Below are 14,576 nucleotides of genomic sequence, written 5' to 3' on the forward strand. Positions count from 1 at the left end.
TTTGTTGTTTTGATAGGAAGCAGCTAAATCACCAGCTTATGAGTTTTCTCACCTTCTTCCACAACTAAGAATTCCACTGCCCCATTGGCAGAATTGATGACTCGTTGTTGGGTATCCGCCAGAACAGAGCGAATAAATGCACCGCTGTAATCTCCTCCAATGTCGAACACCCCCCAGATGAGGGAACTCTCAGCCAATCCATAATCAGGGTGGCATGTGGTCACAGGGTCCGGCTCACAGTATTGCTGTACCAACCAGTCGTTATCGTGACAGTGCTCATCAATTGCCTTATGCCACAGTGCTTTGGAGGTGGTCTTGCCGATCAAGACATCCAACCCTTGCATCGACAGTGACTTCTTGATGACAAACTGACTTTGATGGCTTTTCAGCAACTCAGGTAGAGCATGGGACTCGCCCTGCCAAGTCACCACGGGAGTGTTGAGTTTTACTGTCCATGGTATATGCCTCTCGATAAGCTGCAGCTCTTCATCTGTGAGAGAAATCTTATTGTTAGCAGGGTCTTTGGCTTGTTGTGCTGCTAAGTGCAGCAGCGCTAATAAGTGTTTGTTACCTAAAATGTTATGAAACGGGCTGTCAGGGAAAACTAGATTCCCCGCTACATAGCTTTTGGCTAAATTCATAATCTTGTGCTGAGGAATGTCACGCGCCATATCGGAATTTAAAAACACCGCATCCATCACTTGGTCTTTGTAATAAGCCAAGCCATCGGCGCGCACTTCAATATCATTGGTATTGTTGATCCAAATCAGCTTACCCTTTGCCAGGGCTGATGGCTTAATTTGTTCATACAATTCAGTCAGATCCTGCTCCATGCGCTGGTAATTAGGCACAGTAGAAGTGATTAATAACAGGTTACCCACCACACCTGAACGCGGTAAACGCATCATACTTTGGCAGGCTTTTTCAAAAATTTCTCGTACCACATTGCGCGTACGTAAGTTCAGGCTCTGAGTTTCAGGATATCCCTGCCATATCTTCTGTAATGCAGGGATAACCCAGTCCATTTGCCAACCGCCAATATTGGAGCCAGCATTAACCTCTAATAACTTAAATTCATTGTTACTAAACACCATATCATGGCGCAGAAACAAATCTCGAGAATCCACATCTAGCTTTGCCATCATGTGGTATAAAAATGACGAAGTGTTGAGATAGTCGGCGAACCCCTGAGGATCATCTTTAAAATAACTGCGTATAACCTTGTGCATTAGCACTGGCAGCATTTTGTTAAAGCGAGTAAATTCCGCCACTCGAGGCTTAGATAAAATGATTGGCCAACATCCATAGGGATATTGATAATCACTCATAAAATTATCTATGCTGCCTGTCTGTAATGCTTCATTGCGCATCATGTCGTTATTGCGCAGTGACTCTAGTAACTGCTGATATTTTTTCGAGTAAAACGCGTTATGCGCGGATATTGGGCTATTATTCATGACTAAATCCGTATACCTATAAGACAATCTTTTGGGTCTTTTCAGAAGCAACTGAAACAGACTTATAATTCTGATGTGCAATAACTTTTTTAGACAACTCTGCCACCGAGCTGTGAGCCAGAAAATCCTGATAGTTGATAGCAAAGGAGAACTCTGTTTTTAACCAAGCAATGGTTTTGGTAACTAACAAAGAGTGCCCGCCAATATCAAAAAAGACATCTGTCACGCAGAAGGGTTTATTACCTAGCAACGATAACCAGTAGTCGTAGATTTGCTGTTCCACCTGATTCGAAGGCGCGATTAAAGTACGCTCCTGTGTTTCCGATACCACAATTTTTGCCAGTTTGGCTGAATCAACTTTGCCATTTGCGTTAACAGGCAACTCAGCCAGAACACAGTACTCAGCAGGTTGCATATGATCAGGCAGTTTGCGTCGCATCTCTTTGCGCACTTTGTTTAGCAACTCTTGTGAGGACGTTTCTTCTGTGCCCTCCCCAATCAAAACAACATAAGCTACTATCAGTTCATCGCCATTGGTTAAAGTGCGGTTGCTCACAAACGCCTGATTTACATGAATATCGGTTTGTAATTGACGCTCAATATGATCCAGCTCAACACGATAGCCTCGTACTTTAATCTGACGATCCTGACGTCCTTCAACCACGACATTGCCATTTGCAAGATAGCGACCGTAGTCACCCGTGAGATACAACATGTCTCGTTCATTAGAAGCCAACGGGTTTTGCAAAAAGACTTTACGTGTAGCAAAAGTTTCATCTTGATAACCTAGGGTTAGATGCGGACTGCGTATAGCAATCTGTCCAAGCTCACCTACCCCGCAAAGTTGCAAAGCGTCGTTAAGTAGTATCAGCTGAGTGTCTGCAATGCCTTTACCTACAGGAACAGGGTTGTTTGCATCCAATGTGTGCTGCATGTCCTGTGGTGTTAGTTGATAAAAGCCTAAAGCTCGACAAGACTCGGTCGCTCCGTATAAATTAATGATGTTCGCCTGTGGCGCATGCTCGCGAATTTGCATGAGCGTTGATCCGCTAAGTTTTTCGCCCCCCATAAACACATTGCGTAAATGGGGTAGCTGCACATCACTTCCAGTGAAAAAGTAAGTCATCAGGCTGGGGGTCAAATTAATATTAGTAACTTGCTGTTGTTCCAGCCAAGGTAATAGATTCTCGGGCTCGTACTGCTGTGCTGTAGGAATACTTAACGTAGCACCAGCACATAGGCTATGAAACATGTCTCGCTGTAACGGGTCATGTGTCAAACCAGACACCATTGCCCATGTGTCCAGCTCTGTCACCTGAAACTGTTGGCTGTACCAAGGAATATAAGCGGAAAGAGCACTATGGCTACCTTTAATGGCTTTAGGTTTTCCAGTACTACCTGAGGTAAAGCCAATATAAGCAAGATCTTGTTGTTCAACTGATTCGCTGACAACTGTCTGCTTTGCATTTACTGGATGATCGCACAAAGAAATAAGCGTTAATGATTGACACTGAGCGAGCAGTTCACTATCTGCATTTTCTTTTGAACAAGATGCCTCAGAAACAGACAAAATATACCTTGAATCCAACTGAGCAAGTTGCGCGCTAAGCAATTCAGGGGTGTCACAGTGCAACATACAAAAGGCTGCGCCTGTTTTTAATACTGCCAGTGTAGCAATCACCAAATAGTCATTACGTTCTACTAAAATAGGGATCACTTCGCCTTTTTTAACACCTAGCTCTTGTAATACCCGAGCATAATGGTTGGCTGATGATTCAACTTCCGCGTAGCTCCAACGACGGTTATGGTAAACAATTGCAGTTGCACAAGGTTGGCGATTTGCAACGTCAGTAAACAAATGATGTACAGCACCAGACCAGTCTTGGCTCACAGGTTTATTGAGCTGGGGCAGGCTGGAATTTTGGACATTATAAGCTGGGGTTCGCACACTCAGCTCACGACACATCACATCAGGGTTTTGTGCAACCTGCTCCAGAACAAAAACTACCTGCTGCAACAGTTGTTTAATGGTTTCTACTTGATAGACCTGTTGATTAAACAAGCCTCTTAAACTAATGCCATCCTGGGTGCTGGAAACATAGATAGTTAAATCAAAAATAGCATCTACAGTTTGTTCACGAAGCATTTCAGCTGATAATTCTGAGCCTGACAACGCCATATCCGGCAAGCTAAGCATATTCAAAAAGATTTGAAATAGTGGTGTATTACCTGTTTGCTTAGACTTCGCATTCGTCAGTTCAATGATACGTTCCAGCGGAATATCTTGATTGGATTGCACATCAGCAAGATTGCGGATCTGACTTCTAAGCCACTGTTTAAAAGTTTGTAATTCGTCAATTTGACTGCGCACGGGAAAGTTGGCTACAAACGGCCCAACAATGCTATGTAAACCTGCTTGATTGCGACCTGTCAATGGCACACCAATATTGATATCGTCGCTTCCACTTAACCGTTTGAGCACTATCAACAATGCACTATGAATAACATTGAAAAGGCTACCGCCGGACTGCTGAGCCAATTGACTCAGTCGAGTTTGCAGCTGAGGTGTCACAACCTGATTTAAGCTGATGCTGTTTGAGCGTGACTCGTTGAGTTGCTCAACATCGCTAGATGCCCCCCCCTCCCCAACGTTGCGAAGCTGTAATTGGTGCTGGCAATCTTGAAGATAGTTGCTCCAAAAACCTTCCTGTTGAGCTGCCTCCTCGCTATCTAAAAAGCGCTGTTGCCAATGACTAAAGTCCAAGAAGTTGATACTATTTTCCGGAAGTAGATGCTTCGGTGACTGACTATCTACAGCCTGTCTACATAGCTGCATTAACTCATTGAATAAGGTCACCAACGACCAACCATCAGCGATAATATGATGCACTTTAAAATATAGGTAGTGGCAACTATCTGATACCGATACCAGTAACACCTCGCACAAAGAAGGCGCATCTAACCTAATAGCTGTTTGGCAAAACGCATCAACCAAGATCTGTGCCTCGGCATCATCTGCTGCTTCTAGAGTTTCAATTGGTATAGTATGATTCTGACGAACGCTAAGGTACGGATGCTCAGATGTTGAGATGATTTGTCCACGTAATAACTCGTGATGCTCTGACAAGGCCTGTAATGCCCGCTCAAGGCGGCTATGCTCAATACTTCCGGTCAACTTCACGCCACGACACAGCAAGTGTTTGCTTGTGTTTGGTTCCATCTGCTCTGTAAACCAAATGCGAAATTGGGTAGCACTGAGAGGCGCTTGCGTGAGGTTGCTCTGATGCTCAAGCGCATGCGTGCTTGCGATTTTATCTTTAACACTTGCATCAATAAAGGTAGCTAATTTAGCAATGCTAGGGTGATTAAAGACATCTTTAACCTGCAAATAGCATCCATGGCGTTGCGCCGCAGCATTAATCATCTGATTTAATAACAGTGATGTACCACCCAACTCAAAGAAGTTAGCGGTGATACTGATTTCATCCAAAGTCAATAATTCTTGCCATAGGATAGCCAGCTGTTTCTGTGTTTTAGTTTCTGGTAAACGTATCTCTGTGGCTGATAGCGAGTTAGCATCTACATCCTGTTGCGAGCCCTGCAATACCTCCATGGTGTGGGTGAGACACTTTTTCTTCACAAGACGACGCTGCACTTTGCCACTGGAAGTTTTGGGCAACAAACCTGCTCTGACAAACTTGATATCAGAGACATATACCTGAAACTGCTCAAAAATCTGATTGCGGATAGCTGCTCTGGCGTGCTCGAAATCCAGCTTTTTTATGGCTGTACGCTTCACTTCCTGCACCAGTGTCACAGCTCCAAGAGACTCAAATGCCACAGTGCCGCCGTTAATGAGATCTGGGTAGGCTTTGCTACACACTTTTTCTAGATCCTGCGGATAAAAGTTGCGCCCGTTAACGATCAAAATATCTTTCAGTCTACCCGCTATATACAGCTGCCCATCAAGCTTAAAGCCGAGATCTCCTGTACGCATGAAGCCACCGACTTGCTGACCTTTTATTGTGCGGTTAAAGGTCTCTGCCGTTTTAGCCTTATCTCCCCAATAACCGGCAGCAACACTGGGACCTGAGAACCAAATTTCACCAATGTCACCATCAGCTAACTCCTCGTGCGTTTGCGGGTCGACAATGCGTAAATCATGCGAGGATTGCACCTTACCACAAGCCACTAAATTACGGCGATTCTCATGCTCCAGCGTCACAGGTGAAGCTTGGTTGTTTTCTAGTTGTTGCGCGTCAAAACAACGACTCACAGACTCAGTTTCCGGCTTGCCAGAGGCTATATATACGGTAGCTTCTGCCATCCCGTAGGCTGGATAGAAATACCTTCTCTCAAAACCAGTTGGCGCAAATTTTTCACTGAACTTGTCTAAAGTCTCAACATCAATAGGTTCTGCAGCGTTATAGGCAATGCGCCAGCTTGACAAGTCAAGTTGCTCCAAATCGGCATCGCGTACTTTTTCTAAACAATAGTTGTAAGCAAAGTTTGGCGCGCCACAGGTCGTGGCCTTGAAACGGCTTATGGCGTTTAGCCAGTGTGTGGGGTTTTTAATAAAGCGCCCAGGAGACATGAGAATCGAATGAGCGCCCATGTATAGAGGCAACATCATAGCCGTTATCAGGCCAAGATCATGAAACAGTGGAATCCAGTTACAAAAAATGTCTTGTTCGTTTACGGATGTTGCTTCGATGAGCGCATCAAGGTTGGCAATGATGTTGCTATGAGAGATCATCACCCCTTTAGGGTTACCCGTAGAGCCTGAGGTATATTGTAAAAATGCGGTGTCTTGTTGGCTAATTGGTAAAAAGTCCTCATGACTTTTGGGCAACGATTGTTTAGTATCGTCTGCCCATAAGCTGCCCACCGCCAATACTTGGAAGTTGGCTATTTGCTGGCAGCTTTCTTCCACCAATGAATGTAATTTTTCACTCGTGAGAGCCAGTTCACACTGGCAGTCTTGAACAACCTTGATGATACGATCTGCATGATTACTACTACCTGGCGGATACAAAGGCACTGCAACCGCCCCAGCATACAAACAACCAAAGAAGGACACGATATAATTCAGCCCTTGTGGGATCATGATAGCCACTGGTGATTTGTTGGTATTCACAGCCTCTAACTTGAGCGCCAACGAGCAGGCTGCACTGTGCAGCTGTGCATACGTTAAACTGGCTTCTTTACCAGAGTCTTCGATAAAGGTCAGAGCCACATTATTAGGTTGGTTTTTAGCGTGCTCTGATAATATGTTTATGATATTTTTCATTTTTTATTACGCTTATCTGTTTTGGATCTTCGCATCTTCAGTTCAATCCAAAAGATCCAGTGATGACTGTCCCGCGGTCTTGGCAAGTCCACCTGAGGGCGGCATGGTAGTTGACGACATATCGTTGTACTTCACATCTATAATGTTGCCGTTTTCCATCACAATGAGTTTATCGGCGACAGAGAAATATCGATCATCGTGACTGATTACGACGACAGCTTTACCTTTGTTTCTAAGATCAGGCAGGATGTTGTGATAAAATATTTCTTTAAAAATTGGGTCCTGATCCGCGGCCCATTCGTCGAAAATATAAAGAGGCTTGTCTTCTATAAAACTGAGCACCAACGCTAAGCGCTTACGCTGTCCGTCGGATAATGCCGTTGTGGAGAAACCTGTATTAGTAACCGTTATCTTTTCATCCAGTTGCAAATCCTTGAGGTATTCTGTAATGACGGTTTGCTTAGCCTCATCCAACTCCATTAGAATTCGATCAAACAGATAGAAATCCGTGAATATGGCAGAGATTTCATGACGACAGGCGTTTAATGTAGCATCACTTACCCGCGTGTCACCGAAGATGATCTCACCTGAGTTTTTTGCATAATGTAGAGAGATGACTTTGCCTAGGGTTGATTTTCCAGACCCATTCCCCCCAGTGATAAAAGTAATTTCGCTGCGATTTAACTCTAGGTTAATCGGTCCAATGACAAACTCGTGATTGTCACTTTCGTGGCGGTAAAACACATTGTGAAATTGAATGCTTTGCCAAGTTGGGATAGCGCAAGCTGCTTCTTTTGCCCTCTCTTCAGGCAAACTTTCCAGAATGCCATTCACCTTATTCAAAGAAATTCTAGCGAGAGCAATTTGGGGCAAACTGTTGATTACAAAAGCCACAGGGCCTGTGATATATAGCAGAGCCATCACCACACCAATCAACTCAGCTTGCTCAATTGAGTGGTAGTTGACGAAAATAAAGGTCGTAACGCCAATGACGTAGAAACTGATAAGGTCGCCATAATTCACCGCAGCACGAATAATAGTGTTACCTTTTTTATCCGCCTCCAGCACCTGCTCTTCGTTCAATAACAGGTTTTTATCCAAAAAGTTCTGGCGCTTTTCTTTATCCAGCTTTAATTCTTTGACACCCATTAACAAACCCTGGATGCTCTCGTGTAAGTCGTCGACATATTGTCTTGCACGAGAGAAATATCGGTTACCAAAGAACATTGGAATTTGATAAGTCACTACGCCAAACACAATGGCACCAATTACTAACACAAATACGTCAGCATTGAGATAAAGTAAGAAACCCAGCATTCCCATAACTGTCACTAGGTTAATAAGCATATCGGGCAACACTCTTGCTCCGATAACTATTCGGGCGATGTCAGTGGTAATAGTTGCAATGATCTTGGCTTGGCCGACTCGCTCAACCGACGCGACTGGGGCTTTTAAGACTCGATAATAAAGTCTTTTACGCAGTTGTGCTGTAACGTTCGTCGCCAGTCGTACGAGCATAATTTGTGAAGCCGAGCGAGCCAAAAGTATCAAGATGCACACCCCTAAAAACAGGGCGGCAATATGGTACTGGGCCACTTCAAACGAGAGAAATGTACGCGCTTGGGCAGACACTGGGTCAAGGCCACCTTGCTCTGACGTAAGACCCAGCATAACAACTGGAATGAGCAACGAATACAATATTCCCGAAAATGCGCCTAACAGCACAGAGAAAAAGACCACATTAGGTGCGGCCTTAGTAAAGGCATCAAATAGTTTCATTTTTTACCATCCAAATGTGGGTTAGTTTCTGGTAACAGGGTCAACACCGACAAGCCTTGTTCGTTAGATTCAGTGCCTGTTAAATCAAAGTACTCGACACGGTTGAAAGGCTTAATCATGTCATCATAATGCTGACTAAGTACGTTGCCTGACTGACCTGTAGAATTCATGTAGAGGTGACGAGCGGGGCCTGCTCCTAGCTGTATCAGCTGTCTAAATCCAGCTCCAAAGTTTTGTTTATAGCCATCTGATTCTGTAAATTGACCACTGGCAACATTGATTGTATTGGGAGAGCCACCACTGTGAATGCTGCGCTCGAATAGCGAGTCTAAAATATTAACCTCACTAAACGGTGTATGGGTGTAATAGGCATGCTGCACCTTTCCCCACTGCCACTCCTCTATGTCAGATCCCATAAGTCGGGTCAATTCCTTCAAAGACTCTTGCAGGGCCTGCTTAACAATCATGCGGCAATCTTCTAGTTGTTCAGTGTTAATATCGTCACACCAACTTTGATCACGATCTGAGCTGATGAGTGTTAGCAGCTGTTGATAAGACACCCCCTGTACCAAGAACTCTAAATGCTGCTTTTTACTACTCTGATTCCAATAAGCAGACAGTTCGTCCTGATAGATAGTCTGACGAATATGACGTATCCAGTTAATAAACAAGGTAGCTGCGACGCTGTCCTGCGTCATTTCGCCATTCCAATCTCGAACGACGGATAAGGTATCACCTATATCAGCATCGCCATTCAAAAGCTCAGTCAATACTCGCTTTAAAAGCAACGCGCCAAGATTAAGCTGATCAGCTTGTATGGTTCGCATGTCTTCCATGTCCAACTCACCATCTTCAGCGAGTTTATTCATCAACATCTCTTCGATACGGATGGCTCGGTATGGCTGAGCCCAGTCATGGCTCAAGAAATACGGGTAGTCGTCACCAATAATTTTGTTATTTGCAGAAACAATAAGACCAGAGTCAGGGTTAAAACTGGTTGGCATATCCTCAAATGGAATATAACCAAGCCAATGGAAGCCGTCATTGGCTGGGAATGGTAAATTTCCAGTCCCTTTGTTACGCACAGGCACTCGACCTGCCGCGACATAGCCTATATTTTGCTCATCGGCATAGAGCATATTTATGGTGGGAGCCACATACAATTTCAGTGCATCTTTAAATTGCTGCCAGTTATTGGCGTAATTTAGTTGGTAAAAAGCTTCATAAGTGGTGTCTTCATCATCAAGCGCTGTCCAGCGAAGGGATATCGGTTGATCGTGAAAGCTATCCACCACATCGCTGATAATAGGTCCACGATGCGTTTTTCGAATCTTAACTTCGACGGGCTTTAGCGGTTCTCTAAGAAATGCTGGAAAATCAGGTTTTACAAAAATTTGCTCGGTTCTGACATCAAATGGGTGCCATTTTTCTCCATCCCAATATTGCTTAGGGTTTTCAGGATTTACTTGCTCAACAAATAAGTCTTGGGTATCAGCCATCATGTTAGTGCCCCCCCAAGCAATCTTTGTATTTTGACCAAACACGACTATTGGCAAGCCTACTAAGCTCATCCCTTTAGCATTAAGGGCATCACTGGATTGTGTAAGGGTGTACCACAACGATGGGATTTGCAGTCCCAAGTGAGGATCATTGGCCAAAATGGGTACGCCTTGAGTAGTGTATTTCGCAGCCACAACCCATGCATTACTCCCCACATATTCACCACCGATTCCATAATCACTGGACAATGTTTGTCGGATATCTAATAGGCCAGCAATGCTTTCTGGAGGCAAGAGTTCCTCTTTACGCACTGTGACGGGAGAATCTTTGGGGTATTTAGGAAACAATTGTTCTACAGTTTGTTCATCAAACTTCTGTAGTGCAGCAAACCGTCTTAAGTCTGACCACATCCCATTAGACAAGTTAAGTGCAAACATTTTTGCCCACGCTAGGCTGTCGATAGGTGTCCAAGTTGAAGGTTTGATCCCTAACAAGGTGAACTCTGGGGGCAATGTCGGATCGGTAGCGATGAATTCGTTGATGCCTGCTGTATATGCTTGTAACGAGGCTTTTGCTTCCTGTGATAAGTGCGGCCACGCCCGTTCTGCCGCTTCGTATATACCAAGTGTACGGATCCAAATATCCGTATTTAGTTGGCTACGCCCAAAGATCTCACTTAATTTGCCATACACCATCCGGCGCTGTACTTCCAACTGCCAAAGCCTGTCTTGAGCATGTACAAAACCGGTGGCGAAATACACATCATCGGCAACCTCTCCTGTGATATTCGCCACCCCATTTATATCTCGCGCAACCACCACCTTTGAGCTGATATGCTGCACCGACCTGCTCTCTACTTGAGGGGGCAGTGAGCGAGTCGCTGAAAAATATATATAAATCAGCATACCTATAATGGGCATAAGCACCCAAATTAGAAAACGGGACATCAACGGATAACGGCCAAAAATAGTTGTCGCTAAGCTCATGTAATTACTCCTAGGTAAGTCGGGGCAAGGGGTGGTTTACTTGCCTGAAGGGCCACTAGTGCTCTTGTGCGCAGCGTGGAAAATCGCTACAAATCAGTGGCACAGGAAAAGTGAAACTGTCAGAGTCATCAGTCTTAGTTCTGGTGTCGGTGCGAGTTTTTGATGTAAACAGATTGCACGTACTGTTTACACCACAGGTTGTGGGGGTGTTCATTTGTGCACTGGTTGCAGTTGCCGCTACAGCAGTTTGGCTTACCAACATATTTAACGCGCAAGTAGTGGCAACAACAGTCAGCGTTTTAGAAAAGTGATGGTTAATAATCGTAAAGATGTTCATGGCATTCCTCCTGTAAAAATTTAATAAGTCGAATTATCATTCTTGTCTGGGCGCTTTATAAATTAACGCCACCGACCTTATAAATTTTTACCAATTCGGAAAGATGAAGTACTTCACAAATCCCTTGGCATTAGTCCCATTTATCTAAGTTCAATGATTTCGCTCTCTCCAGAGCCAAAAACATCAACTAAACAACCCTCCAGTTTTTCTGAGCAATGAATATTTCGAATGTTACCGTCTAGTTTTACACTCTCATAGCGTATATTTTGAGATATCGAGTATCGATGCACTGTATCTCCGCTGGCCCAAATAATTTGATCTTGTAAAACGTCCCACATAACAGAAGAATAAGATTCAAAATCCTTAATGAGCAGGGACTCTTGTCCTGTAGTTATATCAAACTTCCACAATCCTCTAGTCCTAAACCGAGTGAATAGGTAGCCATCAACCGAATCCATGACAACAAACCCGTTGATACCCAACGGTTCCATCTGTTCAGATACCAAATCCATCTGCTGCAAACTCCAGTTCTCGTCTTTAACCGTGGCAAAGTAAAGATAGTCTTCATTACGACTTAGCCTGATATTATGCACCACCTCCTTTTCAGCTTGACCCAACCAAGTCATTTCCTTGCTCTGCAAAGATAGTTTGAAAATACGGTTATTAGAAATGCCGAAAAAAGCTTGGTGCTTATCTGAATATTGCAGCTTCTGAATTTGCGGAGGCAACTTAGAATCCCAAGCTGTCCTTACTGAATCTTGAACTCTTTCCCAAATTTGCAATTTGCCAGAGCGATTGGACAAAAAGAATAAGCCTGAATTTTGAGCTGTCATTGGATTATAATCCGCGTAAAGCGTTGTAACCACATCCGTTACGGTGACTTTATCTTGATCCAAATTCGATAGCTTTAGGATGTCTGAATTACTAATAAATCCACGGTACGCAAAAACTCTACCTTCTGATACAACGGGATAACTCAGCGGTAGTGTACTTTCACTTATGACCGATTTTTGGTCAGTGTAAACATGATGCTTTACCAGCTGACCATCTTCATTTTTATATATTAATTCGTCATCGTTCATCCAGGTAACATGTTCAATTAAGTAGGGAAACTGAACCAATGAAACCATGTCCCCACTGGAATTATTTTTAATCAGTATATTCGTAGCGCCCCAGTGCAAGTTGCGAACAATTGCCATATGGTTACCATCTGGAGAAATCGAAAAAGCATAATCTCCACGGCCATCAGATGTGGGGGCGCTATAGCTGCGTTCATAAGATGTAGTGAGGTCATGTAAAATGATTTGAAATGGCTCAGAAAGAGCTTCAGATCGAGAAAAATAAATTTTATTGCCATCTACTGAGAATTTGGGTGTTGTCCAAAGCCCAGATAACCCGCATTCAGATACCTTCTTAGCCGATTCGCGCACAAAGCCGTTGTTAAAGTCCATGATCCAGACCTCACACTCTTCCGAGTTGTCTAAAATATAAACTATTCGCCCAGCATCACGAGAAAAGTTTGGTGAACGATGATCAACGCCTACTTCAGAAGGCAACTGATATTGTGTGCCGTGCAGCAAATTGCGCGCAATTATGTGCTTTTGTCTGTTCGCTACGTTTTGGTGGGTGTACACCAACCACTTTCCATCAGAACTGATATCAAACTCCAGTTCTAGGCCTCTTTCAAAAGTAAGGATTTCTGCATTACTATACTTTTTTATTCCAATTTCAGATACATCAGCATTTCCTAGCCTTTCGACGCCAAAATACGAAGCAGAAACCGAAAATATAGTCAAAATAAGCGCATAAAAGTACCATTTTGAAAACACTGAGTCGCCATGACGACCAGCTGGTTTACGGGAGATAGCAACATTGTTAACCTGCTCACTCTGTGGTTTAGAGGATTGAAGATTCGGGTTCAGCAACGAAGAACCTGTATTCTCCTGTGTCTCTGAGGTATTCGACAAGTTTGGAGATGGCGGTTCAAAAGGAAATGACTGATTAAAGTCTTTTTGGGAAGCGATTGTGAAATCGGTATGAGGTGTATTCGCTTTGGGGTCTACATTTTCCTCTACTTGAGAGATTTCACCCACAAACCGATACCCCTTTTTCGGCACAGTTTGAATCAGCCTCACATCATTTCGACCATTGCTGATAGCTTTTCGCAATTCAGAAATCACAGATGTGATTGTACTGGAATCACGATGGACAGTACCCCAAACCTTTAGCAATAGTTCATCATAGGAAACCGTGTGTCCATGAGCCTCAATCAATGTCTCCAAACAAAGGTTTAGCCTTGAAGGTAGAGTAACAACTTTGCCATCACTAAAAGTTAGCTCTTGATTTTTAGGGTTAAACTTCCAGAAAGTTCCAATATAAAATTTCATTGACTGCTTCCTGCACTCCTTTAATAGAACAGACACCTAAATTAGATATCATTAAATTTCACAGTAACTTGAAAAGTATCATTGTCATTGTTTTTACAAAGCAGCCTGAACAAGCACTCTAAAAATTACTAGGGCACTTTTAGACCACAACAAAATGTCAGTTTTGAGTATTTTTAATTTCAAAAATAATACAAATAGATTTTTCATCTGCTTTCTCCTTGCTATGTCAAAATGTATTTATCGGCGCAACAACCTGCCAAAAGTAAAAAAGAAACAAAACCTTGCAACCATTCACTACAACTTAAAACAAAAAAATTACCAAATTGACAATAAAGCAACATCGATTCTACACAAAGATATCATCAATGCCTAGCCTATTTCGGTTACCAATGCATCAAAAATAACAATGAAGGTGTCATAAGAGAAATAAAAAAATTCAGGGATACGAAAAATATGAGAGTTGACGTAAGTTTAGCAATTATCTATTCGATAAGTGCCAATAATGCCATAACTTGGTAATTCGATAAGCTCCAATAATATGCTCATTTTGGACTGAAATTCTGATAATTATTTGTGCTGTTGAATGTTGTTCATAGCAGGAAGCAAAAACAGGAATATTTGCCTAATACTATCACCTTAATATAGGCTGAGATGTGTCTCACTAACGGGGAAGTGGACACACCCCCTGGCTGCTGCTCACGTTAAAATAGAATTAGTCGATCCTGAAAATATCGGTTTTTTCGTCGAAAGCTAGATTGAGACAACAAAAATTCAGATGTAAAAAATTGCCTGTAAGATTTCACCTTTTCAAAAATTCTCACCCACGCTAGTTAAAATACC

At 43.1% G+C, this 14,576-nt stretch carries 6 protein-coding genes; all 6 read right to left on the reverse strand.

All coding sequences use genetic code 11. The features are described 5' to 3' along the window. Nucleotides 1-23 precede the first annotated feature (23 nt). Nucleotides 24-1,457, reverse strand: a complete 1,434-nt coding sequence (locus tag L641_RS0114710) for a hypothetical protein (RefSeq protein ID WP_024602292.1) — start codon at nt 1,455-1,457, stop codon at nt 24-26. Nucleotides 1,458-1,473: 16 nt separating this feature from the next. Further along, entirely contained in the window at nt 1,474-6,747 is a 5,274-nt protein-coding gene (locus L641_RS0114715; RefSeq protein WP_024602293.1) for an AMP-binding protein, read from the reverse strand. Between the two features lie 42 nt (nt 6,748-6,789). Beyond that, complete coding sequence (locus L641_RS0114720; protein ID WP_024602294.1) at nt 6,790-8,526, reverse strand: cyclic peptide export ABC transporter; 1,737 nt, start codon at nt 8,524-8,526, stop codon at nt 6,790-6,792. Beyond that, on the reverse strand, nt 8,523-10,868 hold the full coding sequence (locus L641_RS0114725) for a penicillin acylase family protein (RefSeq protein WP_158000849.1): 2,346 nt from the start codon (nt 10,866-10,868) through the stop codon (nt 8,523-8,525). Before L641_RS0114725 ends, L641_RS0114720 begins: the two co-directional genes overlap by 4 nt. A gap of 199 nt (nt 10,869-11,067) precedes the next feature. Next, nucleotides 11,068-11,349, reverse strand: coding sequence for a hypothetical protein (locus L641_RS0114730; protein WP_024602296.1), 282 nt, complete (start codon nt 11,347-11,349; stop codon nt 11,068-11,070). A gap of 140 nt (nt 11,350-11,489) precedes the next feature. After that, nucleotides 11,490-13,736: a winged helix-turn-helix domain-containing protein gene (locus tag L641_RS0114735; protein WP_024602297.1), complete on the reverse strand. Its 2,247-nt coding sequence runs from the start codon at nt 13,734-13,736 to the stop codon at nt 11,490-11,492. Between the last annotated feature and the right edge of the window lie 840 nt (nt 13,737-14,576).

Source organism: Pseudoalteromonas sp. TB41 (genome assembly GCF_000497975.1).
Lineage (GTDB): Bacteria > Pseudomonadota > Gammaproteobacteria > Enterobacterales > Alteromonadaceae > Pseudoalteromonas > Pseudoalteromonas tetraodonis.

Excerpts from the sequence above, each read along its gene's own strand:
- L641_RS0114720 (WP_024602294.1), bottom strand. The coding sequence starts at position 8,526 with ATGAAACTATTTGATGCCTTTACTAAGGCCGCACCTAATGTGGTCTTT.
- L641_RS0114735 (WP_024602297.1), bottom strand. The coding sequence starts at position 13,736 with ATGAAATTTTATATTGGAACTTTCTGGAAGTTTAACCCTAAAAATCAA.
- L641_RS0114730 (WP_024602296.1), bottom strand. The coding sequence starts at position 11,349 with ATGAACATCTTTACGATTATTAACCATCACTTTTCTAAAACGCTGACT.
- L641_RS0114715 (WP_024602293.1), bottom strand. The coding sequence starts at position 6,747 with ATGAAAAATATCATAAACATATTATCAGAGCACGCTAAAAACCAACCT.
- L641_RS0114710 (WP_024602292.1), bottom strand. The coding sequence starts at position 1,457 with ATGAATAATAGCCCAATATCCGCGCATAACGCGTTTTACTCGAAAAAA.